The 24,466-nt window shown below is 66.0% G+C and carries 17 protein-coding genes and 3 tRNA genes; 8 read left to right on the top strand and 12 right to left on the bottom strand.

Going from position 1 to position 24,466, the window contains the following annotated elements; translation table 11 throughout:
- The first annotated feature begins 91 nt into the window (after window positions 1–91).
- The gene (locus G4D77_RS23210) at window positions 92–2,143 is read left to right on the top strand and encodes a DEAD/DEAH box helicase (RefSeq protein ID WP_016445791.1); all 2,052 of its coding nucleotides are present in this window, start codon (window positions 92–94) and stop codon (window positions 2,141–2,143) included.
- Window positions 2,144–2,293: 150 nt separating this feature from the next.
- Window positions 2,294–3,763 (top strand): sensor domain-containing diguanylate cyclase, encoded by a 1,470-nt coding sequence (locus tag G4D77_RS23215; RefSeq protein ID WP_016451114.1) that lies wholly within the window; start codon window positions 2,294–2,296, stop codon window positions 3,761–3,763.
- A 28-nt stretch (window positions 3,764–3,791) separates the two neighbouring features.
- Here G4D77_RS23215 and G4D77_RS23220 read toward each other — a convergent pair whose 3' ends face one another.
- The gene (locus tag G4D77_RS23220; RefSeq protein WP_016445793.1) at window positions 3,792–5,024 is read right to left on the bottom strand and encodes a multidrug effflux MFS transporter; all 1,233 of its coding nucleotides are present in this window, start codon (window positions 5,022–5,024) and stop codon (window positions 3,792–3,794) included.
- A 267-nt stretch (window positions 5,025–5,291) separates the two neighbouring features.
- Here G4D77_RS23220 and G4D77_RS23225 point away from each other — a divergent pair, with 267 nt between their 5' ends.
- A complete protein-coding gene (locus G4D77_RS23225; RefSeq protein WP_213757742.1) occupies window positions 5,292–6,290 on the top strand; it encodes a TRAP transporter substrate-binding protein in 999 nt (332 codons plus the stop codon).
- A 36-nt stretch (window positions 6,291–6,326) separates the two neighbouring features.
- Here the strand turns inward: G4D77_RS23225 and G4D77_RS23230 are convergent.
- From G4D77_RS23230 to G4D77_RS23245, 4 genes are all read right to left on the bottom strand, one after another.
- Window positions 6,327–6,402, bottom strand: a tRNA-Lys gene (locus tag G4D77_RS23230).
- A gap of 47 nt (window positions 6,403–6,449) precedes the next feature.
- Window positions 6,450–6,525 (bottom strand) — tRNA-Lys (locus G4D77_RS23235).
- Window positions 6,526–6,580: 55 nt separating this feature from the next.
- Window positions 6,581–6,656, bottom strand: a tRNA-Lys gene (locus G4D77_RS23240).
- A gap of 178 nt (window positions 6,657–6,834) precedes the next feature.
- The gene (locus G4D77_RS23245) at window positions 6,835–7,812 is read right to left on the bottom strand and encodes a GMP reductase (RefSeq protein WP_016445795.1); all 978 of its coding nucleotides are present in this window, start codon (window positions 7,810–7,812) and stop codon (window positions 6,835–6,837) included.
- Window positions 7,813–8,130: 318 nt separating this feature from the next.
- On the opposite strand from G4D77_RS23245, the gene G4D77_RS23250 reads away from it, so the two are divergent.
- Window positions 8,131–10,599, top strand: coding sequence for a UvrD-helicase domain-containing protein (locus G4D77_RS23250; RefSeq protein WP_154836323.1), 2,469 nt, complete (start codon window positions 8,131–8,133; stop codon window positions 10,597–10,599).
- 24 nt (window positions 10,600–10,623) lie between these two features.
- On the opposite strand, the gene G4D77_RS23255 is transcribed toward G4D77_RS23250, so the two are convergent.
- The 5 genes from G4D77_RS23255 to G4D77_RS23275 all read right to left on the bottom strand — a co-directional run bounded on the left by G4D77_RS23255 (window position 10,624) and on the right by G4D77_RS23275 (window position 16,215).
- On the bottom strand, window positions 10,624–11,256 hold the full coding sequence (locus G4D77_RS23255; RefSeq protein ID WP_213757743.1) for a hypothetical protein: 633 nt from the start codon (window positions 11,254–11,256) through the stop codon (window positions 10,624–10,626).
- Window positions 11,257–11,531: 275 nt separating this feature from the next.
- Window positions 11,532–13,484, bottom strand: coding sequence for a PhoX family protein (locus tag G4D77_RS23260; RefSeq protein WP_154833660.1), 1,953 nt, complete (start codon window positions 13,482–13,484; stop codon window positions 11,532–11,534).
- A gap of 297 nt (window positions 13,485–13,781) precedes the next feature.
- Entirely contained in the window at window positions 13,782–14,615 is an 834-nt protein-coding gene (locus G4D77_RS23265) for a BPSS1780 family membrane protein (RefSeq protein ID WP_012207126.1), read from the bottom strand.
- 146 nt (window positions 14,616–14,761) lie between these two features.
- Window positions 14,762–15,718, bottom strand: coding sequence for a homoserine kinase (locus tag G4D77_RS23270; RefSeq protein WP_097201524.1), 957 nt, complete (start codon window positions 15,716–15,718; stop codon window positions 14,762–14,764).
- A gap of 125 nt (window positions 15,719–15,843) precedes the next feature.
- Window positions 15,844–16,215, bottom strand: a complete 372-nt coding sequence (locus G4D77_RS23275) for a hypothetical protein (RefSeq protein ID WP_013800945.1) — start codon at window positions 16,213–16,215, stop codon at window positions 15,844–15,846.
- Between the two features lie 72 nt (window positions 16,216–16,287).
- Between G4D77_RS23275 and polA the strand changes: the two genes are divergently transcribed.
- From polA to G4D77_RS23290, 3 genes are all read left to right on the top strand, one after another.
- A complete protein-coding gene (polA, locus tag G4D77_RS23280; protein ID WP_154833661.1) occupies window positions 16,288–19,131 on the top strand; it encodes a DNA polymerase I in 2,844 nt (947 codons plus the stop codon).
- Between the two features lie 57 nt (window positions 19,132–19,188).
- Window positions 19,189–20,085, top strand: coding sequence for a dienelactone hydrolase family protein (locus tag G4D77_RS23285; RefSeq protein WP_016451120.1), 897 nt, complete (start codon window positions 19,189–19,191; stop codon window positions 20,083–20,085).
- 317 nt (window positions 20,086–20,402) lie between these two features.
- Complete coding sequence (locus G4D77_RS23290) at window positions 20,403–21,236, top strand: ZIP family metal transporter (RefSeq protein ID WP_034396735.1); 834 nt, start codon at window positions 20,403–20,405, stop codon at window positions 21,234–21,236.
- Between the two features lie 28 nt (window positions 21,237–21,264).
- Here the strand turns inward: G4D77_RS23290 and G4D77_RS23295 are convergent, their stop codons facing one another.
- Complete coding sequence (locus G4D77_RS23295; RefSeq protein WP_097201526.1) at window positions 21,265–21,927, bottom strand: response regulator; 663 nt, start codon at window positions 21,925–21,927, stop codon at window positions 21,265–21,267.
- Entirely contained in the window at window positions 21,924–23,336 is a 1,413-nt protein-coding gene (locus G4D77_RS23300; RefSeq protein ID WP_154833662.1) for a cache domain-containing protein, read from the bottom strand. The genes G4D77_RS23295 and G4D77_RS23300 overlap by 4 nt, the downstream gene beginning before the upstream one ends.
- 638 nt (window positions 23,337–23,974) lie before the next feature.
- Here G4D77_RS23300 and G4D77_RS23305 point away from each other — a divergent pair.
- Complete coding sequence (locus G4D77_RS23305) at window positions 23,975–24,445, top strand: Rid family detoxifying hydrolase (RefSeq protein ID WP_154833663.1); 471 nt, start codon at window positions 23,975–23,977, stop codon at window positions 24,443–24,445.
- The last annotated feature ends 21 nt before the right edge of the window (window positions 24,446–24,466 follow it).

The raw sequence follows: 24,466 nt of genomic DNA on the forward strand, positions 1-24,466 counted from the left end.
GGCCGGTCAAGTCTGACGGTGGATGTTGACCCAACCGTCGAGAAAAGCGTGGCAGATCGCTGACTGCGCGTGCTTTTCGTTAGAGCCATTCATGAACGACATCTCTCAAGAGCAGGGCATCATTGCCGCTGCCGATTCCTCTTTTGCTTGCGCTGCCCAAGCCTCTTCCGTGCTGGACGCCGCCGTTGCCGGTGCCGAGCAGGCCGCCGAGTCGCAGGCCGCTGCTGAAACCGTCGAGGGCGCCGAAGCCGCTCAGGCAGCTCCCGAACTCCCCAACGCCTTCGTCGAGCTGGGCCTAGCTGAAGAGCTGGTCCGCGCCGTTGCCGATCTGGGCTACACCCAGCCCACGGCCGTGCAGGCGCAAGCCATTCCCCTGGCCATGGGCAGTGGTGATCAGGCCTTCATCGACCTGATGGTTTCCAGCCAGACCGGCTCGGGCAAGACCGCCGCCTTCCTGCTGCCCGTGCTGCACACGCTGATCCAGCAAAAGGCTGACGAGGAAGCCGCCATCCGCGCCGAATATGACCGCCAGTGCGCCGAGGCCACTGCCAGCGGCCAGCCCACGCCCAAGCGCAACAAGCGCAAGGACCCCACCAATCCCCGCAACTTCAAGGCGGCCGTTCCCGGCGCCCTGATCCTGTGCCCCACGCGCGAGCTGGCTCAGCAGGTGGCGCATGACGCCATCGAACTGGTCAAGCACTGCCGTGGCATCCGCATTGCCAACGTGGTGGGCGGCATGCCCTACCAGCTGCAGATTGCCAAGCTGCAGAACGCCAACCTCGTGGTGGCCACGCCTGGCCGTCTGCTGGACCTGCAGCGCTCGATGCAGATCAAGCTCGACCAGGTGCAGTTCCTGGTGGTCGACGAGGCCGACCGCATGCTGGACCTGGGCTTCTCGGACGATCTGGCCGAAGTCAACGACCTGACGGCCCAGCGCAAGCAGACCATGATGTTCAGCGCCACCTTCGCGCCCCGCATCCAGCAGCTGGCCATGCGCGTGATGCATGACGGCGGATCGGGCGTGAAGAAGGTCACCATCGACACGCCCCAGGAAAAGCACGCCAACATCAAGCAAGTGCTGTTCTGGGCCGACAACTCCCAGCACAAGCGCAAGCTGCTGGACCACTGGCTGCGCGACACCACCATCAACCAGGCCATCGTCTTCGCATCGACCCAGGTCGAGTGCGACGGCCTGGCCAACGACCTGCAGCAGGACGGCTTCTCGGCCGTGGCGCTGCACGGCGCCCTGAGCCAGGGCCTGCGCAACCGCCGCCTGATGGCGCTGCGCAGCGGCCAGGTGCAGGTGCTGGTGGCGACCGATGTGGCGGCACGCGGCATTGACGTGCCCTCCATCACCCACGTCTTCAACTACGGCCTGCCCATGAAGGCCGAGGACTACACCCACCGCATCGGCCGCACGGGTCGTGCCGGTCGCGAAGGCGTGGCCGTGACGTTCGCGGAATTCCGTGACCGCCGCCGCATTTTCGATATCGAAGGCTACAGCCGTCAGCAATTCAAGGCCGAGGTGATTCCTGGTCTCGAGCCTGCACAGCGCGCACCCAGCGGCAACGAAGGCCGTGGCGGCCGTCGTGGCGGCGGCTTTGAAGGCCGTGGTGGTGATCGCCGAGGCTCCGCCGGCGGTGGTCGTGGTGGTTTCGGCGGCGACCGCGGCTTCGGCGGTGGTGACCGCGAGCGCAGCTTTGGTGATCGCGGTGGCGACCGTGGCTTCGGCCCCCGCCGTGATTCGGAAGGCTATGGCCGCAAGGCCGGCTTCGGCAGCTTCGGTGGCGGCCAGCGTGAAGGCGGCTTCGGCCAGGGTCAGCGCGAAGGCGGCTTTGGCCAGGGCCAGCGTGAAGGCGGCTACAGCCAGGCTCCGCGTGAAGGCGGCTTTGGCCGTGGCGGCGAAGGCCGTGGCTTCGGCGGCGACCGTGGCGCTGCGCGCGGCGGCGACCGTCGTGAGGGTGCTCCCCGCGATGGCGGCCACCGCGATGGCGGCTTCCGTGGTGCATCCGGTGAATCGCGTGGCTTCGGCGGTGAATCCCGCGGCGGCTTCGGCGGTGGTGAGCGCCGTCCGGCCTTTGGCAAGAGCGCTCCCAAGCCTTACTCGCCCCAGGGCGGCGATCGCAAGCGCGCCGTGCGCTGATCGATTCCGGCTTTGCATGCAGACCGGCCCTTCGGGGCCGGTTTTTTTTGGGCAATCCGCCTGCCTGCCTGGCGCTGCCTGTGTTCGTGGCGCAGAACCTGCTGTCTGGCGGGCTCTGCGACTGCCATAATCGCGGCGCGGAGGTGCCCTGTGGAGTCTTTGATCGCGTCCAGTGTGGATTTTGAGCACATGTTCGAACTGGCCCCCGTCTCGCTATGGCTGGAGGACTACAGCGCGCTCAAGCGCCTGCTCGACCAGTGGCGAGCACAGGGCGTGACCGATCTGCAGGCGCATTTTTCTGCCCATCCGCAGGCACTGCAGCAGTGCAGTGCCGCGCTCAGGGTGGTTCGCGTCAACCAGCGCACGCTGGACCTGTTCGGCGCCGCGGACCAGCAGACCTTTCTCGACAGCCTGGGCCAGGTGTTCCGTGACGACATGCATGCTGGCCTGGCCTGCGAGCTGCAGGAGCTTTGGAAGGGCTCGCCGACTTTTGCCAACCGCACCGCCAACTACACGCTGGACGGGCGCCGGCTGGACGTGCAGATCCGTGGCCGCATCCTGCCCGGCCATGAGGAGCTTTGGGACTGCGTGCTGGTGTCGCTGGAAGACGTGACGGCCGAGATGCGCAGCACGCGGCAGCTGCACCGCAGCGAGCAGTACTCGCGCGACCTGTTCGAGTACTCGCCCGTGTCGCTGTGGGTCGAGGACTTCAGCTCCATCAAGCGCCTGCTCGACGATGTGCGCGCCCAGGGCATCAGCGATTTCGCCACCTTCCTCAAGGTGCATCCGGAATTCATCTCGCGCTGCATGCAGGAGATTCGCGTCATCGACGTGAACCGCCAGACGCTGCGCATGTTCGGTGCCACCGACAAGCTGCAGCTGCTGAGCCGGCTGGGCCGCATCTTCCGCGATGAAATGATCGACTCCTTTGCCGATCAACTCCAGGACCTGTGGAACGGCAAGCTCGTGCAGCACCGCGAAGTGGTGAACTACGCGCTGTCGGGCGACACGCTGCACATCCACATGCAGCTGGCCGTGCTGGACGGCCATGCGGACGACTGGGGGCTGGTGCTGCTGTCCCTGGTGGATATCACGGCACGCAAGAAGGCCGAGGCCTATCTGGAATACCTGGGCAAGCACGACGTGCTCACCCAACTGCGCAACCGCGCCTTCTATATCGAGGAATTGAACCGCCTGGCGCGCAAGGGGCCGTGGCCGCTGGCCGTGATCGCCATCGACATGAATGGTCTCAAGGAGGCCAATGACGAGCATGGCCATGCCGCAGGCGACGACATGCTTCGCCGCGTGGGCGAAGTGCTGACCAAGGCCGTGGATGCGCCCGCTTGTGCGGCACGCGTGGGCGGCGACGAATTCATGGTGCTGCTGCCAGCCTCGGACGAGCGCGGCGCCGAAGCCGTCAAGGAGCGCATCCTGTCCCTGCTGGAGCTCAACAACCAGTTCTATCCGGGTCAGCTGGTCAGCCTGTCCATGGGCGTGGCCTGTTGCAACGAGGGCAGCCAGCTGGAGGCCACCGTGTCACGCGCGGACCAGGCCATGTATGCCGAAAAGGCGCGCTACTACAAGGAAAAAATGCTGGACCGCCGCGCGGGCCGGGCATAGACGCCCGGGATCCCGGGAGCAGTGGCCTTCAGGCCTCCGAGGCATGCCGCCCGATTTCGGGCCAGCGGTGATGCAGGTAGATCCACGACGCCAGCCCGATCAGCATCATGCTGATCGAGCCCAGGGCCAGCAGCACCGTCGAATGCATCACCAGAGGCGCCAGCACGCCGGCCACGATGCCATTGGCCGTGGAGCCCACCACGGCCTGCAGCGATGAGGCCAGGCCGCGCCGCTCGGGATGGATGTCCAGCACCAGCAAGGTCACGACGGGCACCATCATGGCCCAGCCGAAGGCGAACACACCCACGGGAATCAACGCCCAGCTCACATGGGCAGGCCAGATCAGGTTGGCAACCAGGTTGACGATGGACACCACGAACATGATCACGAAGCCGTGGCGGATCTGGTGCTTGGGTGGAATGCGCCCGGCCAGCCGGCCGCTCACCCAGGCGCCGCCCATGATGCCCGAGATCGAAATCACGAAGAACCAGAAGAACTGCTGCGGCTGCAGGTGCAGCAGGTCGCCCAGGAAGGCGGGGGCCGACAGCACGTACAAAAACATGCCGTTGAACGGCACGCCGCTGGCAAAGGCCAGCAGCACAAAGCGCGGATCGCTGCACAGCGCCTTGTAGCCCTGCATCAGTGGCTTGAACCGGAAGGGCTGGCGCTGCGCCTGCGGCAGAGACTCGGGCAGAAAGCGCCAGTTGATGCTCCACAGCAGCACGCCCACCAGCGTCAGGAACCAGAATACGGCCGCCCAGCCCAGGTGCACGAACAGCCAGCCGCCCAGCACCGGCGCCAGCGCCGGGGCAATGCCGAAGAAGATGGTGATCTGGGCCATCACGCGCTGGGCCTGGGCAGGCGGAAACAGGTCGCGCACCACGGCGCGCGACACCACGATGCCGGCGCCCGTGGACAGGCCCTGCAGCGCCCGGAACAGCACCAGTTGCGTGATGTTCTGCGACAGCGCGCAGCCTGCCGAGGCCAGCGTGAACACGGCCAGTCCCCATAGCACCACGGGGCGACGGCCAAAGCTGTCGGCCATGGCGCCATGGAAAAGGTTCATGAAGGCAAAGCCGAACAGATAGGCCGACAGCGTCTGCTGCATCTGCAGCGGCGTGGCGTTCAAGGCCTGGGCGATGCCCGAGAAGGCCGGGATGTAGGTATCGATCGAGAACGGCCCCAGCATGCCCAGGATGGCAAGCAGGACGGCCAGGGCCCAGCGCGGGCCCTGCCAGAGCGGGGAAACATTTTGTGGCATGCAGGCGAGGCGGTTGTGCGCTGCAGGCGGGCCGCAGGCGCAGAAAAAGGCCGCGCGCCCTTGCGCCTGCGGCAGGGTGACACTGTAGCGGCTTGGCCGGAATCCGGTGTGACGGATGGCTTGGCGAATGACCTGGGCGATGGAATGGAGCGATAGTTTGTATCTAAATAATATAAATATCGATAGAATTTATCTTTTGCGCCAGCATGCACAGGTCCGCCGTGGGGTGGATGGCATGGTTCTGGGCGCTTTCGCCAAGGATCTTTCATGACTGTTTCTCGCCGCACGTTGATATCGGGTCTGGCCCCGGCTGCGTTGCAACTGACCGCAGGCGCTGCCTGGTCCAAGGGCCACCGACTGCAGCTGTCGGCGGCCTATGGCGATGGCATCTTCCACACGCAGAACCTGCGCAACTTCGCGGCGCGCGTGGGTGCCGATACCCAGCATGCGCTGGAGATCGATGTGGTGTCCAACTCGGCGCTCAAGCCCATGGCGCAGGTGCTTCCAGCGCTCAAGCGCAATGAAATCCAGTTCGGCGAAGTGCTCATGTCGTCCTATGTGGATATCCATCCGCTGCTGGCCATGGACTCGCTGCCTTTCATCGTGCGTGGCTTTGACGAGGCTGCGCGCCTGTGGCAACTGACCCGTCCCGTGCTGCAGGAGTTTTTGCTGGCTCAGCAGGGTGTGCGCCTGCTGTTTGCCGTGCCTTGGCCCGCGCAGGGCCTGTTCTGCCGGCGCCCGGTCAACAGCATCGTGGATCTCAGGGGGCTCAGGCTGCGTGTGCAAAGCGATGCGACCAAGCGGCTGGCGGAACTCTGGGGAGCGCAGCCGGTGGTGCTCGCGGCCGGTGATCTTGGCATGGTGCTGGAGCAGGGAGGTATTGACGCCATGGTTGCATCCAGTGCCACCGGCGTCGACAGCCAGGCTTGGAAGACCATGAAGGTGTTTCTGGACATCAAGGCCTGGATTCCCAAGAACATGTTGTGCGTCAGCGAACTTGCCTGGAAGGGCTTTGCCGAGCCGGAACGCCAGGCCATCAGCCGCGCCGCCGCGCTGGCCGAGAAAGAAGGCTGGGCGCTGGCCCAGCAGGCCGATGAGCTGGGCAAGAAGGTTCTTGTCGACAACAAGATGTCCGTCACCGCGCCATCGGCGGACCTGCGCCGCATGCTGGATTTGATGGGGGAGCGCTTTGGCCGGGAGTGGGTGGCCAAGGCTGGCAGCAGCAATATGTCTGTGCTGATGGAATACAACAAGAAAAGGCACTGAGCGCTGTCGCGCCGAGTGCCTTGTTCTGGGTATTGGTGGTGGGCCCTGAGTGATTCGAACACTCGACCAACGGATTAAGAGTCCGCTGCTCTACCAGCTGAGCTAAGAGCCCCACGTATTTCTGCGTGGCTGCCTGAAGAGATCAGGCAAAGGAATTCTTGGTGGGCCCTGAGTGATTCGAACACTCGACCAACGGATTAAGAGTCCGCTGCTCTACCAGCTGAGCTAAGAGCCCCCTCGGGTATTCCGAAGGAATCAGCCTGGATGAATCCAGGCTGAAAAGGAATTTTTGGTGGGCCCTGAGTGATTCGAACACTCGACCAACGGATTAAGAGTCCGCTGCTCTACCAGCTGAGCTAAGAGCCCCAAAAACAAGTCTGCGCTGCAAACGAGACCGCAATTATGCGGCATTTTTGGCATGCTTGCAGGAAGACACGCCAATTTTTTGGTTCATGGCGCGATCTCGGCATGCGCGGCCTGCGTGACGTCGGGAACGCAGGCACAAAAAAAGGCGGCCGAAGCCGCCTTGCCTTGGTGTCTGCGCTTACATCAGCAGATGTTCGCCTGCGTTGTCACCGCCCAGGATCACGTAGTTGACCTTGCGGATGTCCATCAGCTTCTTGCCGCCCGAGTAGCTGATGGAGCTTTGCACATCCTGCTCCATCTCGATCAGGGTGTCGGCCAGAAGTCCCTTGACGGGCTCGAGGATGCGCTTGCCTTCGACGTGCTTGTACTCGCCCTTGTTGAAGTCCGAGGCCGAGCCGTAGTACTCCTTGAAGCGCTGGCCGTTTTCCTCGACCGTCTGGCCCGGCGATTCCTCATGGCCCGCGAACAGCGAGCCGATCATCACCATGGTGGCGCCAAAGCGCACGCTCTTGGCGATGTCGCCGTGGCTGCGGATGCCGCCGTCGGCAATGATGGGCTTGGTGGCCACGCGCGCGCACCACTTGAGCGCCGACAGCTGCCAGCCGCCCGTGCCGAAGCCCGTCTTGAGCTTGGTGATGCAGACCTTGCCGGGGCCGATGCCGACCTTGGTCGCGTCGGCGCCCCAGTTCTCCAGGTCGATCACGGCTTCGGGCGTGCCCACGTTGCCGGCGATCACGAAGGACTTGGGCAGCTTTTCCTTGAGGTAGCCGATCATGTTCTTCACGCTGTCGGCATGGCCGTGGGCGATGTCGATGGTGATGTATTCGGGGCACAGGCCTTCGGCGACGAAGCGGTCCACGGTGTCGTAGTCGGGCTTCTTGACGCCCAGCGAGATGGAGGCGAAGCAGCCCTTGCCCTGCATCTCGCGCACGAACTGCACGTTGTCCAGGTCAAAGCGGTGCATCACGTAGAAGTAGCCGTTGCGGGCCAGCCAGGTGCAGATGCTTTCATCCACCACCGTCTTCATGTTGGCCGGCACGGCCGGGATGCGGAAGGACCGACCGCCCAGCTCCACGCTGGCATCACACTCCGAGCGGCTTTCCACGCGGCACTTGCGCGGCAGCAGCAGGATGTTGTCGTAGTCGAAGATTTCCATTTGATTCCAAGCTCCATGAAAGGTCGCGGCAGGAACATCCCTCCGCGATGGGGCGCTTGGCTTGGAGGCCGGTCTTGCGGGCGGCGCGGGCGGGCCGCGTCGCCAGGGCGGCTGTGGCCCGGGCACAAAAAACCGGACCGCAAGAAACTTGGGCCCGGTGATTGATTCTATACGTTGCCGGCGGCGGGCCCGGGCGCCCTGTCGATATAGCGGTTATAGCAATGGCGTTATGGACCGGGAAGATGCGCTGCATGTGTCGAATGCGGGAAATGCAGCATGGCTTTCCCCGCAGGCCAGGGCGCTTCCTACAATGCCGGGATGTTCCCGATCGATCTGCTCGACGGCGCCTCCGGTGCCGCACCCGCCTCCAACTCCCCTTTGCTGGCCAACCTCAACGAGGAGCAGCTCGCTGCCGTCACGCTGCCGGCCGGCCATGCGCTGATCCTGGCCGGCGCCGGCTCGGGCAAGACGCGGGTGCTGACCACGCGCATCGCCTGGCTGCTGCAGACGGGCCAGGCCACGCCGGGCTCCATCCTGGCCGTGACCTTCACCAACAAGGCGGCCAAGGAAATGCTGGCGCGCCTGTCGACCATGCTGCCCTACAACGTGCGCGGCATGTGGATAGGCACCTTCCACGGCCTGTGCAACCGGCTGCTGCGTGCCCACCACCAGGCGGCAGGGCTGTCGTCCACCTTCCAGATCCTGGACACGCAGGACCAGCTGTCGGCCGTCAAGCGCCTGTGCAAGCAGTTCAACGTGGACGACGAGCGCTTCCCGCCCAAGCAGCTGCAGTACTTCATTGCCGGCTGCAAGGAAGAGGGCATGCGCCCCGGCGACGTGGTGGCCAATGACCCGGACACGCGCAAGAAGGTCGAGATCTACCAGCTCTACGAGGAGCAGTGCCAGCGCGAAGGCGTGGTCGATTTCGGCGAGCTGATGCTGCGCTCCTTCGAGCTGCTGCGCGACGATGCCGCGCTGCGCGCCCACTACCAGCGGCGCTTTCGCCACATCATGGTCGACGAGTTCCAGGACACCAACAAGCTGCAGTACCAGTGGCTCAAGCAGCTGGCGGGCGACATGGTGGATGGCCGCCTGCAGGCCACGGGCAGCGTGATCGCCGTGGGCGACGACGACCAGAGCATCTACGCCTTTCGCGGTGCGCGCGTGGGCAACATGCAGGACTTCGTGCGCGAGTTCGACGTGCGCCAGCAGATCAAGCTGGAGCAGAACTACCGCTCCTACAGCAACATCCTCGACTGCGCCAACGCGCTCATCAGCCACAACAGCCAGCGCCTGGGCAAGAACCTGCGCACCACCCAGGGCCCGGGCGAGCCCGTGCGCATCTACGAAGCGCCCACGGACATGGCCGAGGCGCAGTGGATGGTCGAGGAAATCCAGCAGCTCGTGAAAAAGGACGGCTGGCAGCGCCAGGAAATCGCCGTGCTCTACCGCAGCAATGCGCAAAGCCGGGTGATCGAATCGCAGCTGTTCAATGCCGCCATTCCCTACCGCGTGTACGGCGGCCTGCGCTTTTTCGAGCGCGCCGAAATCAAGCATGCGCTGGCCTACCTGCGCCTGCTGGAGAACCCGCACGACGACACCAGCTTTCTGCGCGTGGTGAACTTCCCGCCGCGCGGCATCGGCGCGCGCAGCGTGGAGACGCTGCAGGACGCGGCGCGCAGCGCGGGCTGCTCGCTGCACGATGCCGTCTCGGCGGTGCCGGGCGCGCCGGGCACCAAGCTCGCAGGCTTTGTCGCCAAGATCGACGTGCTGCGCGAGCAGACCCAGGGCCGCACGCTGCGCGAGATCATCGAGGCCATCGAGGAAGAAAGCGGCCTGCTCGAGCACTACCGCAACGAAAAGGAAGGCGCCGACCGCATCGAGAACCTGCAGGAACTCGTGAACGCGGCCGAGAGCTTTGTCACCCAGGAGGGCTTTGGCCGCGACGCCGTGGCCCTGCCGCTGGACGAGCACGACGGCGCCAGGGCGCTGACGCAAAGTCCCGCCAGCCAGGGCCTGGACCCTGCGCTGCCGCTGCTGGACACGCCGCTCACGCCGCCGGCCGGCACCGTGGCCGGCATGGTCGATGCCGATACCGGCGAGACACTGTCGCCGCTGGCCGCCTTCCTGACGCACGCGGCGCTGGAGGCTGGCGACAACCAGGCCCAGGCCGGCCAGGACGCCGTGCAGCTGATGACCGTGCATGCCTCCAAGGGGCTGGAGTTCGACGCCGTCTTCATCGGCGGCGTGGAAGAGGGCCTGTTCCCGCATGAGAACGCCATGATGGACCGCGGCGGCCTGGAGGAAGAGCGCCGCCTGGCCTATGTGGCCATCACCCGCGCGCGCAAGCGCCTGTACCTGAGCCATTCGCAGACGCGCATGCTGCACGGGCAGACGCGCTACAACGTCAAGAGCCGCTTCTTCGACGAGCTGCCCGATGAGGCGCTCAAGTGGATCACCCCCAAGCAGGGCGGCTTTGGCAGCTACGCGCCCCGCCCCGGTGGCGGCGGTGGTGGCGGCTATGGTTCACGCGATCGCGGCGGCTTCGGCAACAAGGCCGAAGGCTGGCGCAGCGAGGTCTTCGCCAGCCCGCCCGTGCCGCCGCAAAAGGCCGCTCCGGGCCACGGCCTGCGCGTGGGCCTGAACGTGTTCCACAACAAGTTCGGCGAAGGCAAGGTGCTGGCCCTGGAAGGCACGGGCGACGACGCGCGCGCCCAGGTCAGCTTTGGCCGCCACGGCACGAAGTGGCTGGCGCTGTCCATTGCCAAGCTCACGGTCGTGGAGTGAGGCGCGGGCTGCCGCGCCCGGCGCTCAGGGCTTGACTTCGAAGCTCAGCGTCGTGGTGTGGCGCACGTCGGTGTACTTCTTGCCGTCCAGCGTGACTGAGCCGTTGTCCACGCGCGCCGTCACCTCCAGCACGTACAGGCCCGGGAAGTAGGGCTTGAAGCTCACCGTGCCGTCCTGCGATGGCGTGAGCGTGCGGTACCAGCCCTCGCTGGTCTGCACGTTGACCTGGCTGGCCGCGACCTTGCGGCTCTTGAACACCAGCTGGAACGTATCGCCTCCCGCCGTGGTGGGCACCAGCTCCAGGTCGTTCACGGCCTTGGTGTCGTTGCGGCCGAAACGGGCCTGGTAGTAGGTCAGCACGCCATTGGCGCCGGGGCGCGTGGCGGCGATGCGCACATCGCCCTGGCCTGCGTCCGCGGTGAAATGATTGGCGTCGGCCTTCAGGGGAAGGCTCTTGCCGTCGGGCAGGACCTGCTTGGCGTCTTCCAGGGCCGGCAGCTGTTCCAGCGGCTTGCGCAGCTCTCCGGCATAGGCCCGGGCCTGTCCTGCGTCCTGCTGCAGCCAGAGATAGTCGGCATGCGCGGCCGGCACCGCCAGTGCGGCGGCGGCGGCCAGCCACGCGGCGGTGCTGCGAAGGATGCGGGAAGGTTCGGTCATGGAGTCTCTCCTGTAGTGTGGCTCTGCGTGCGCCTGCCGGGCCTTGAGGGGCGTGATCCGGCGGGGCTGAAGATGGTGCGATGGCGGGCGAGCGACGCCGCAATGCATCAGAAATTATAGCGATCAGGTGAGAATGACTCTTGTTTTGCACGCTAAGAGTCGGGTTCATGACATCCATGCAATTGCGGCGCAGACATGCAAAAAGGCCATGGAAATCCATGGCCTTTTTGTGGCTGCGCCACTCGCCGCAGGGCGGCGGAGCGCTGGGGCAGCGGTCAGGCCGACAGCTTGGGCTGGGCAGCGGTGCCCGTCAGGTAGCCGACGGCGGCGCCGAACTTGCCACGATAGTTGGCGCTGATCAGCGGGTCCAGCGTGGGCTTGACCACGTTGTGGATGGCGCCCCAGTCACCGGCGTGCTGGAAGTTGCTCATGATGTAGGTCCAGCCGTTGATCTCGTCCACGGCATGCAGGCCGGTGGATTCGCCGCCGGCGGGAATCGACATCAGGCGCGACAGCTGCTTGGTGTCGATGTTGTAGGCCCACAGGAAGTTGTTCACGTGCTGGCCGCTGTCCTCGCCGATGAACAGGGTGCGCATCTTCTCCGAGAACTTGAGGTTGTCGGGGTTGCAGATCTTGTTCGGGTTGCCGGTGTTGCCCAGCGCGTCGGCGCTGATGTCTTCGCCGGCCAGCAGGGCCTTGGTGTCCACGGGCATCCACTCGCTGTTGATGGCGGCGCCTGCCGTGTCCTTCTGGCCGCCGCGCAGGTTCAGTGCCATCACGGCGCCGGCCTTGAGCTGCTTGGGGATGGACACGCCGTTGCCGGCCACGTTCAGCGCATCACCGGCCACCATGGACTTTTCGCAGTTCTGCAGGGCCGAGTAGGCCACCTTGTCCTTGGCGTTGACGGTCGTGCCTTCCATCTTGGTGAAGCCCATGCTTGCGCCCTTGAAGGCGGCGTAGCGGTGGGTTTCCAGGAAGGCGGCAGCCTTGTCCATGCCGGGGTTGATCTTGATCCACTCGACCTTGCCGTTGGCCGTGATCTTGGTGTAGCTGGCGTCGCCCGGATCGGTCTTGGCCACGGTCATGATGTCCGTGGGCTTGAGCGTGTTGGCCAGTTGCTCGATCTCGGCGCTGGTGGCCGAGCCCAGCTTGATCCAGGTCAGCGCGGCGGCGCTGCCCGATGCGGGGTCGATGGAGAAGCCCGCGCCCACCTTGGCCACGTACAGCGAACCCGAGGACAGGTCCTTTTCCTTGTCGGCCACGAAGACGAAGTAGCCGCTGTTGGTGGCGTCGTCGCCCATCAGCGCCGTGCGCTGGTCGGGCATGACCTGGACCAGCTCGTGCGAGATGCGGCCCATGCAGAAATGCTTCTTGATGCTGGCCGTGCCGTCCACGTTGACCGTCACTTCGGGCATGTGGCCGTAGTGGTAGGGGTTGGCCTTGTTCTGGTCGCCATACAGGTTCTGGCTGAAGGCCAGCAGCTGGGCATTGCCGGTGGTGAAAGCGTCGGGCTCGTACTCTTCGCTGGACAGGTGGGTGCCCCAGGGCGACAGGCTGGCGCCGCAGGTGATCCACAGGCCGTGCACCTTGGAGGTGTCCACGTTGTGGTACTTGACCAGGCTGAGCTTGCCGGTGGTCTGGTCCTGGTCCAGCGTCAGCACGGCGATGGGCGAGGGCAGCTTGCCGTACATGTCGGTCTTGCCGTCCTGCGCCCAGGTGGTGTATTCGAACTGCACCACGGCGAACACGGGCTTGCCCTTGACGCCGTCCACCTTGGCATTGGGCACGGTCAGCAGCGAGGTGCCGTCGGGCGAATCGGAGAAGAAGTGGCGCTCGCTGCCGGCCACGGTGCGGTCGATGATCTTGTTGTTGTTGATGTCGTAGTAGCCGCCGGCCAGGATCTTGCCGCCCTTGCCGTCGGACACTTCATCGCCGGTGACGAAGAAGGGCTGGTAGCCCAGGTCGAAGCTCTGCTCGCTGTTGTCGCTGAACTGCACCTTGAGCTGCGAGGCCACGGTCATCCTGGCCATGGCCTGGGGGTTGGCCAGCGTGGGCGCTGCCATGGAGGTGAAGCTGGCCGCCACATAGTTCTTCGCGGGGCCGTCGTCACCGCCGCCGCAGGCGGTCAGCAGGCCGGTGGCGGACACGGCGGAGCCGAGCGGCAGCAGGGGGGCGCCGGTCAGGAATTGCAGCGCCTTGCGGCGGGAGAGCATCGTGGATTGGGACATGGGGCTTCCGTTATGGGTTTGTCAGCGTCAACCCATCGGGGGCGGGATGGGCCGGGATGCTGCCGCGCACTCGCTGGCTTGACATCCGCACGGCATGCTAGGCAGCCGGTGTGACACAGCGATGGCATCCGCATGACGGAACAGTGACAGCGTCATATGACAGCCGCCAGGCGAGGGGTGCCAGGCGATCGATGCGGCCAGTCAAAAAAACAAAGAAGAGGTGCGAAGAGGGGGCCGAAGAAAGGTCCAAAGAAAAAGCCCCTTGAAAGGGGCTTTGGGGGTGCAGTGGCGAAGCGCTCAGCCGGACAGTCCGGGCGGCGCAGGCGGCTCGGTGCCAATGGCGTCGCTGCCATCGCTTTCATCGGGCGCTGCAAAGCAGTCGCGGAAGGTGAAGACGATGGAGGTGAAGAACATGGCGGCCAGCAGCATGGCCGTGCCGATCATCAGGCCGTTGGCAATGCTGCCCAGCACCTGGGCCAGCACGGCCGAGATCAGGGCCATCACGATGCCGGCCACGATGAACACGCCCATCCAGCTCAGGCCGAAGACCACCAGCGCGCCGATGTTGCGCACACAGGCCACCAGGCTGAAGAACACGGCCTTGACCGGGGGCACGTTGTGCCAGTGCACCAGCCCCGGCGCGTGCCAGAACAGCAGGGACAGCGGCAGGTACAGGCCCATGCTCAGCCACATGGCGGCCTGGAAGTCGGGCGACTCGGCGATCTCGCGCGTCAGCGGCTCGCCGCCCAGGTAGACGTTGGCAAACTGGCCGTCGTCCACCAGCATGGACAGGCCCATGATCAGCAGGAAGCCTGCCGCATACATGGCGCCCAGCGTGAGCATGGAGTTCAGGCGCTGGCGCCCGGTGCGAAAGGCCACCAGCAGCAGGGCCGGCGTGGGCGCACGCCCGTGCGATGCCTCGGCCGCCGCCACCATCATGGCCAGCGAGGTGGCCGGCAGCAGGCCCAGCGCGATCACGGGGCCGATCAGCGGCAGCACCGTGACCAGCGACATGGCCGCCATCGACAGAAAGAACAGCGCCGCCAGTGCCAGCGGCTGCTGGCGGAAGGTGCGGATGCCCTGCTGCACCCATTGCAGGCCGGTACGGGCGGGAACGATGAGAAGTTTCATGGGGTGAGGAAGTCGGGGCGCCTGGATGGGGCATGGCCTCTGGCATGGGCCGCGCCGCTGGCGCCCGAACGGGGACTGTACCCGAGGACGCGCGGCCCGTGGACCGCAAAGCCCTCTGTCGGCCGCGCTGTGGCGGTCTTCGGACGTCAGTCCAGCGCCACCGGGTGGGCCAGGCGCTGGCGCAGCACGCGCTCGAAATGGGTGGGGTCGTGAGGCACGAGCATGGAGGCCTCGCGCGGCAGGTGGAAATCCCACAGGCGGGAAATCCAAAAGCGCAGCGCGCCCGCGCGCAGCATGGGGTTGAACAGCTCGCGCTCGGCGGCGGTCAGGGGGCGTACCGATTGATAGGCATCAATCATGGCCTTGGCCTTGGTGGCGTCATGGGCGCCGGTGGCGTGTTCGATGCACCAGTCGTTGAGGCACACGGCCAGGTCGAACAGCCAGCTGTCCACGCCTGCGAAGTAGAAGTCGAAGAAGCCGGTCAGGCGCTCGCCATCGAACATCACGTTGTCGCGGAACAGGTCGGCGTGCACGGGGCCGCGTGGCAGCGCCGCATAGGCGGGCGAGGCGGCCACATGGTTCTGGAAGGCCAGCTCGGAGCGCAGCAGGTCGGCCGTGGGGGCGTCTATGTGCGGGATGACCGTGGGCACGGTCTCGTTCCACCAGGGCAGGCTGCGCAGATTGGGCTGCTGGCGATCGTAGTCGCGTCCGGCCAGGTGCATGCGCGCCAGCATCTCGCCCACGGCGGCACAGTGCGCGGGCTGGGGCGCCAGCTCGCTCTTGCCGGGCAGGCGGTTGACGATGGAGGCCGGCTTGCCGCACACGCTCAGCAGGATGTCGCCGCTGCGCGTCTCGGCCTGCGGGTCGGGCACGGGAATGCCGGCCTGCGCCAGGTGCTTCATCAGGTACAGGTAGAAGGGCAGTTGCTCGGCCGTCAGGCGCTCGAACAGCGTCAGTACCCACTCGCCCTGTTCGGTGGTGAGAAAGTAGTTGGTGTTCTCTATGCCGCCCTGGATGCCGCGCAGCTCCTTGAAGGAACCCAGGGACATGCGGCGCAGCAGCTCGCGCGCGTCTTTGTCGGAGACTTCGGTGAAAACGGCCATGTTGCATTGCCGGCCTTCAGGGCGCGGCGGAAATCGTTGTCGTCAGATATGGAAAGAGGGCAGCGCCGTCAGGTGCTGCCCCCTGGGATGCCGCCGGGCCGGGGGCCCGGACAGTCCGGTGAGGATCAGAACTTCTTGAGGTTCCAGACGCGCGTGCCGTTGGTGCCGTCGCCATCGCCGCGGTTGCGCGAGGAGCGGGCGCCGTCGTTGGACTGCACTTCATACGAAGGCATGTCGCCGACCTTGGGCTGCACGGTGATGCTGCGGGTCTGGCCGCCCACGCGCAGCTCGTCAACGCGGCTGCCGCCATCTTCCACATGGATGTGTTCCACGCGCTGGTTGGTTCGATCGCGCCCCTCGGGCTTGGCCGTGTCCGGCGCGGTCTGCTCGGTCGCCGCCGCAGGAGCGGTGGAGGCAGCCGGGGCAGGCGTGGGGTTCTGGGCCAGCACGGAGCTGGCGGCCAGGGTCAGGAAGATGAAAAGTGGAGCGGCGCGCATAGGCTCCATTGTAGAACTTGCAGCGGGCGCTGTCCCGCCCTGTCACCCTGCCGGCGCGTGCACAATCGGCGCATGAGCAATTCCAAGACCCTGGTGCTGATCGACGGCTCCAGCTACCTCTACCGCGCCTACCACGCCATGCCGGACCTGCGCGCCGAGCCCGGCAACCCGGAAAGCCCTGCCACGGGCGCCATCCGCGGCATGATCAACATGCTCCAGGCGATCAGGAAGGAAGTGGCGGCCGACTACGCCGTCTGCGTGTTCGATACCAGCGGACCCACCTTCCGCGACACGCTCTACCCCGAATACAAGGCGCACCGCTCGCCCATGCCCGACGATCTGCGCTCGCAGATCGAGCCCATCCATGAAGTGGTCCGCCTGCTGGGCTGGCCGGTGCTGGCCATCCAGGGTGTGGAGGCCGACGACGTGATCGGCACCCTGGCCAAGACGGCCGCCGCCCAGGGCGTGAACGTGGTGATCTCCAGTGGCGACAAGGACCTGTCCCAGCTGGTGGACTCCCACATCATGGTGATGGACACCATGAGCGGCAAGCGCCGCGACGTGGCCGGCGTGACGGCCGAGTTCGGCGTGCCGCCCACGCAGATGATCGACTACCAGGCCCTGGTCGGCGATGCCGTGGACAACGTGCCCGGCGTGTCCAAGGTGGGCCCCAAGACGGCCGTCAAGTGGCTGGCCGAGCACGGCTCGCTCGACGGCCTGATTGCTGCGGCCGACGGCATCAAGGGCGTGGCCGGCCAGAACCTGCGCGATGCCATCGCCTCGGGCCAGCTGGCGCTGAGCCGCCAGTTGGTCACCATGAAGACCGACTGCGACCTGAGCGCCGAAGTGCCCACCCTGCCGGTGCTCGACGCGCTGGCGCCGCGCGAGCCCGATACCGCGCCGCTGCGCGACTTCTATGAGCGCTACGGCTTCAAGGGCCTGGCGCGCATGCTCGGCGGTGCCGCGCCCGAGCCCGATGCGCTGGAGGCCGTCAAGGCCGGCCGCAAGCCAGCGGCCAAGCCGCGTGCCGACCAGTCCACGGGCGACATGTTTGCCCAGGAGCAGGCCGAATCCGACGAAGCCACCACCGAGGCCGAGGCCGTCCAGCAGCGTCCGCTGGACTATGACGTGGTGCTGACCTGGGAAGCGTTCGACCAGTGGCTGGCCAAGATCAACGCCGCCGAACTCACGGCCCTGGATACCGAAACCACCTCGCTGGACGAGATGCGTGCCGAGATCGTGGGCATCTCGCTGAGCGTGGAGCCCGGCGCCGCTGCCTACATCCCCCTGCGCCATGCCGGCCCCGACGCGCCAGAGCAACTGCCTGCCGACGAAGTGCTGCAGCGCCTCAAGCCCTGGCTGGAGGATGCGGCCCGGCCCAAGCTGGGCCAGCACGTCAAGTACGACCGCCATGTCTTCGCCAATGCCGGCATCGAGGTGCACGGCTATGTGCACGACACCATGCTGCAAAGCTATGTGCTGGAAGTGCACCGCCCGCACGGCCTGGCCAGCCTGGCGCTGCGCCACACCAACCGCACGGGCATCAGCTATGAAGACCTGTGCGGCAAGGGCGCCCACCAGATCCCGTTCGCCCAGGTGCCCGTGGACAAGGCTGCCGCCTATGCCTGCGAGGATGCCGACCAGACCCTGGACGTGCACCGCGTACTGTGGCCGCAGCTGCAGGCCAACGACGGCCTGCGCGGCGTCTACGAGCTGGAGATCGCCACCAGCGAGGCCCTGTTCCGCATAGAGCGCAACGGCGTGCTCATCGATGCCGCCACGCTGGCCAAGCAGAGCAACGACCTGGGCCAGCGCATCGTGCAGCTGGAGCAGGAGGCCTACGACATCGCGGGCCAGCCCTTCAACCTGGCCAGCCCCAAGCAGCTGGGCGAAATCTTCTTCGACAAGCTGGGCATGCCCGTGGTCAAGAAGACGGCCACCGGCGCACGCAGCACCGACGAAGAGGTGCTGGAGAAGCTGGCCGAGGACTATCCGCTGCCCGCCAAGCTGCTGGAGCACCGCAGCCTGTCCAAGCTCAAGGGCACCTATACCGACAAGCTGGCCCAACTGGCGCTGCCGCGCACGGGCCGCGTGCACACGCACTACGCCCAGGCCGTGGCCGTGACGGGGCGCCTGTCCAGCAACGACCCCAACCTGCAGAACATCCCCATCCGCACGCCCGAAGGCCGGCGCGTGCGCGAGGCCTTCATTGCCGCGCCCGGCCATGTGATCGCCAGCGCCGACTACTCGCAGATCGAGCTGCGCATCATGGCCCACCTGTCGGGCGACGAGTCCCTGCTGCGCGCCTTCCACGAAGGCCGCGACGTGCACCGTGCCACGGCATCGGAAGTCTTCAACGTGGAGCTGGAGCAGGTCAGCAGCGAGCAGCGCCGCTATGCCAAGGTCATCAACTTCGGGCTGATCTACGGCATGAGCAGCTTTGGCCTGGCCAAGAACCTGGGCATAGAGACCAAGGCTGCGGCCGCCTACATCGACCGCTATTTCCAGCGCTATCCGGGCGTCAAGCGTTACATGGACGAGACGGTGGAATTCGCGCGCGACCACGGCTACGTGGAAACCGTCTTCGGCCGCCGCCTGTACCTGGTGGACATCAACGGCGGCAGCGGCCCGCGCAAGAAGGCGGCCGAGCGCCAGGCCATCAACGCGCCCATGCAGGGCACGGCGGCCGACCTGATCAAGAAGGCCATGGTGGCGGTGCAGGCCGAGCTCGATGCCAGGCAGTCCGAGGTCCGCGTCATCATGCAGGTGCACGACGAACTGGTGTTCGAGCTGCCCGAAGGCGAGTCGGACTGGGTGCGCACCGAGATCCCGCGCCTGATGGCCGGCGTGGCGGAACTGAAGGTTCCCTTGCTCGCCGAAGTGGGCGTCGGCCCCAACTGGGACAAGGCACATTGAGCTTCACGCGCGCATCGTAGACTTGGCCGGTTCTCAAACACCACCAAGGAGAGATGCATGCGTGACGATCAGCAGCAAGACCTGAAGGCCCTGGTTCCGGGGCGCAGCAGCGAAGAGGGGCCCACGCGGCGCCTGGCATTGCAGACGGCCCTGGGCCTGGGCTATGCCGCAGCGGCCACGCCGCTGATGGCGCAGACCGCCATCTCCACGCCGGCCGACGGCCTGACGGCCGGCGAGGTGCATTTCACCGTGAACGGCTTCAAGGTGCCGGCCTACCGCGCCGCACCCGCCGGCAAGAAGAATGTGCCCGTGGTGCTGGTGATCTCCGAGATCTTCGGCGTGCACGAATACATTGCCGACACCTGCCGCCGCCTGGCGCGTGCCGGCTACCTGGCCATCGCCCCCGATCTGTATGCACGCCAGGGCGATCCCAAGACCTATACCGAGATCGCCAAGCTCATGAGCGAGCTGGTCTCCAAGGTGCCCGACGAACAGGTCATGGCCGACCTGGACGGCGCCGTGCAATGGGCGGGCACGCAGGGCGGCGATACTGCGCGCGTGGCCATCACGGGCTTTTGCTGGGGCGGGCGCATCACCTGGCTGTATGCGGCCCATGGCCCGGTCAAGGCCGGCGTGGCCTGGTACGGCCGGCTGGAAGGCGCCAAGACCGCGCTGCAGCCACGCCATCCGCTGGAGCTGGTCTCCAGCCTCAAGGCGCCGGTGCTGGGCCTGTATGGCGGGCAGGACACGGGCATTCCGCTGGAATCCGTGGAGCGCATGCGCGAGGCGCTCAAGCAGGGCTCGGCAGCGGCCAAGGCCTCGGAGTTCGTGATCTACCCGGAGGCACCACACGCCTTCCATGCCGACTACCGGCCCAGCTACCGCGAGCAGGCTGCGCGCGACGGTTGGCAAAAAATGCTGGCCTGGTTCAATAAGCATGGGGTGACCCCCTGAGCGGCTGCGCCGCTTCCCCCTCTCTCGCTTCGAGGGAGGGGGACGACACCCTCGGTGCGGGGCGGCGCGGCCGGCGTAGGCCCTTCCTCGGTGTCCCTGGTATGAGGACGCGCCAGTTTTTAAGGTATTGCTGACTGGCTTTCAACTTTATTCGCGCAGGGGGGCTTGACAGCTTCTGTAGGCTGAAACCGAGGGCACCCGACACCGTGGCCTGCTTCCTTCATGGGATCGCAGGCCACGGCTGCGATGGGGCCTGTCTTTCTGCGAGAATTCGCGGGTTTCGCCTGCAAGGGCATACGGTTGAAGCACAAATCGCTATGACATTGGTAGCAATCATTCTGGCCACCCTGGCCGCCGGTATTGGCAGCGTCTGGGTGGCCGCGTTGTTGATGGGGCTGGGAGGCAATCGCTCGCCGGGCATGATGCCGCAGCGGCTGTTGAGCCTGGCGGCGGGCGCGCTGCTGGCCACGGCCTTCATGCACCTCTTGCCCGAAGCCTTCGAGAGCGAGGCAGGCGCGCATGACCTGTTCGTGACGCTGCTGGTGGGCCTGGTGTTCTTTTTCCTGCTGTCCAAGGCCGAGCTGTGGCACCACGGGCATGAGCACGGCGCGCCGCCGGCCCATGAGCACGATCACCACGAACATCACGATCACCAGGGCCACGCCCATGACCATTCCCATGATCACCACCACGGCCACCGCCACGGCGGCTGGGCCGTGCTGACCGGCGACAGCGTGCACTGCTTTGGCGATGGCGTGCTGATCGCCTCCGCCTTCATGGCCGACATGCGCCTGGGGCTGATCGCGGCGGTATCGGTGCTGGCCCACGAAGTGCCGCACCACATGGGCGACATCGTGGTGCTGCGCCAGTCCAGTTCCAACCGGCGCGTGGCCCTGATCAAGGTGTCCATGGCCGGGGCCGTGACCACGCTGGGTGGCATTGGCGGCTATTTTCTGGTGGGACAGCTGCAGGAACTGCTGCCGTACTTCCTGGCCGTGGCCTCCAGCAGCTTCATCTACGTGGCGCTGGCCGACCTGATTCCCCAGCTGCAAAAGCGCCTGAGCGCGCGCGAGACCGTGGCCCAGGTGGGCTGGCTGATGCTGGGCATCGTACTGGTCACCGTGGTCAGCCGCGCGGCGCACGCGCACTGAGGCTGATGTTGAGGCTGAGGCGCGGGTCCTAGCCTGCGCGGGCCTCCTGGGGTGCCGTCCCCAGCAGGTCGGCGTAATCCACCGCGTACTTGATGAAGGCCGCATGGCCGTCGATGCGCAGCTTGCGGCGCAGGTGCAGGCGGTGGGTTTCCACGGTGCGCACCGAGGTGCCCATGAGCGCGGCGATTTCCTTGTTGGAGCGGCCCTCCGAGATCCACTGCAGCACGCTGGCCTCGCGCGGCGTGAGGGCGCGCCGGGGCCCGGACGCGCTGCCGTCTTCCTCGGCCACGGGCTGCAGGCCGGGGCTGAAATACAGGCCGCCGGCGTAGACCCGGTCTATGGCCTCGATGAGCTGCTGTGCAGGCGCGTCCTTGAGCACATAGCCGCGCGCGCCCAGCGCCACGGCGCGGCGCACGTACTCGGGATCCTCATGCATGGACAGCACCAGCACGCGCACCAGCGGGAACTGATCGCGGAACAGCGCGGCCAGGTCGATGCCGCTGGCGCCCGGCATGCGGATGTCGGTGACCACCAGGTCGGGCGACAGCTCGCGGGCCAGCGGCAGGGCCTGGTCCACGCTGGCGGCCTCGCCCACCACACGGATATGGTCCGTGGCCTGCAGGCGCATGGACACGCCGTCGCGCACGAGAGGGTGGTCGTCCACCAGGAGGATGCGGATCATGGGGTTCATGCAGCGGCCCGTGGGAGTTCGAATTCCGGTGAGGGAGACAGCGGCATGCCGCCATCGCGGTAGAGCACGGCGACCAGCCGGGTGCCCCGGCGCCCCGAACTGATGGACAGGTGGCCGCCCAGGCCTTCGATGCGCTCGCGCATGTTGCGCAGGCCGATGCCGCCCTGGCGGTCGCGCTGCACGCGGCGCATGTCGAAGCCCTGGCCGTCATCGCTGACCTGCAGCACCACGCGGCGGCGCTGAAAGTGCAGGCTGACATCGATGCGCGTGGCCTGTGCATGGTTTTGCGCATTCGTCACGGCCTCCTGGGCCACGCGGAACAGGGCCGTGGCGTGGCTGGGCGGGAGAAAGCGGGTCTCGCCGCGGCAGCCGAACTGCATGCGCAGGCCGTCCTCGGCCTGCATCTGCTGGCTCATCAGCGCCAGGGCCGGGGCCAGGCCCAGGTCGTCCAGCAGGGCGGGGCGCAGGCCGTGGGAGACGCGCCGTATCTCCACCAGCGCGTGGTTGAGCTGCTCCAGGCCCTGGTCCACCATGCGCTGGGCCGTGGCCGGGTCCTGCGCGGCCAGCCGCCTGAGCTGGGCCTGGGCCGTCTCCAGCAGGAACTTGGAGGAGACCAGCACCTGCACCACGCCGTCATGCAGGTCGCGCGCCACGCGCGTGCGTTCCTCTTCCTGCGAATGCACCACGCGCTGGGCCAGCCGCTGCAGCTTGTTGCTGGACACGCGGTGATCGCTGAGATTGAAGACCAGCCCCGCCACGCCGATGAGAACGATGCACAGCGCCGCAATGCCGAAGATGCGCCAGCGCGTGGCCGCGATGTTGGCCTGGGCGCTTTCGTCGATCTGGCGCAGCGCCTGCTCCACATCGTCCAGGTACAGGCCCGTGCCCAGCGACCAGCCCCATTCGGGCACCGTGGCCACGTAGGCGAGCTTGGCCTCGGTACGCAGCGATGACGGTTTTTGCCACTGGTAGCGCACCAGGCCACCGCCGCTGCGCGCAGCGTCCAGGATGATCCTGGCGGGTCCTGCGCCGCCGGGGCTGTTGGGATCGCACAGGTCCACGCCCGACAGGCCCATCTGGCGCGCATCCAGCAGCACGTTGCCGTGTTCGTCGTAGACAAAGAAGTAGCCGTCCTCGCCGAACTGCATGCGCGCCAGCGTATCCAGCGCCTGGCGCCGCTGCAGGGATGGCTCCTCGCCGCTGGACTGGATGCGCGCCAGCGCCGTGGTCGCCAGCTGCACGTAGTGCCGCAGCTCGGTCTCCTTGCTGTGCAGGTAGGCGGTCTCGACCAGCTCTCGTTCCTGACGGGCCAGCTCCAGTGTCTGGTGTTGCACGGTCACCGCGACCAGGCCCAGGGCCAGCGCGATGGCGGCAATCGACAGAAGCGCAAGTTTCAGCGGAAGTTGCATGGGAGCCTGTGTGGGGTGCACCGACGATCTTTTCCGCCCAGTGCACGGACCTTGTCAACAGGGCTTGCGCGCATGGCGCCGGGGCCCGGCAGCGGACCTTGAATGGCGGGCGTCGTATCTGCCAATAGCCTGTGCGCGCTGCATATCCACGCGCGCAGGAAAAGGAATTTGAATATCCCAAGGAAAATGCCATGGATAATATATTTCGCGCACGAAAGAATATCCCATTGACATAGGGAATCCGATATGCATTTTCTTGGTGCGTTGTCCCCTTTTTGGGGTCTTGAATAATGGTTTTGCCGTATTGTGGTGCGCCGTCCCTCATCTGTCTGACATGCCTGGCTACGGTTGAGCAGGTTCCGTGCCAAGCCGTTGTTTCAGAAGAGAGTTATCCTGCTGCGTAGCACTGCGCAAGCGGTCCTGCGTAGTGGTGCGTAGGGGAAAATTCATTATCGAATGCTCCAGATCCCTGCCTAGAATTTCTCTGTGAAATCACTGATTCGAATCATTTTGTGTCAATGATTCATGTCGCCTTCGATGACCCAATTAAATGGTGACGAAGTGTTTCCGGGGCGCCGTTGCAGTAATGCGCGGCACGGCAGTGGCAGTTTGTATTCTTGTTTCAGAAAGGCAATACCATGGATATTCGATCGAACCTGCGGCGCGTGGCGCTGGCATGCGGTGTGGCGGCGGCGGTAGCGACGCTGGCGGGCTGCGCCGCGCCCCACAAGCGCGATGTGCTGTCCACCACGCAGATCTATCCGGCCATCGGCCCGTATTCGCAGATGGTGGCGCATGGCAACACGATCTACTTCTCGGGCGTGCTGCCGCTGAACGCGCAGGGCACGGCCATCCAGGGCACGACCATCGAGGAGCAGACGCGCGCCGTGCTGGACCACATCGGCGCCAAGCTCAAGTCCCAGGGACTGGGCTATGAGGATGTGCTGTCCACCTCGGTCTTCATGAAGGACCTCAACGAGTTCGCCGCCATGAACAAGGTCTATGGCGAGTACTTCAAGACCGGCGCCCCCGCTCGGGCCACGGTGGAGGTGGCGCGCCTGCCGCGCGATGTGAAGATCGAAATCTCGGCCATCGTCGGCCGCCGCTGACCGCTTGGGCAACGACAGGAG

Source organism: Delftia sp. WY8 (assembly GCF_018437695.1).
GTDB classification, from domain to species: Bacteria; Pseudomonadota; Gammaproteobacteria; order Burkholderiales; family Burkholderiaceae_C; genus Comamonas; species Comamonas tsuruhatensis.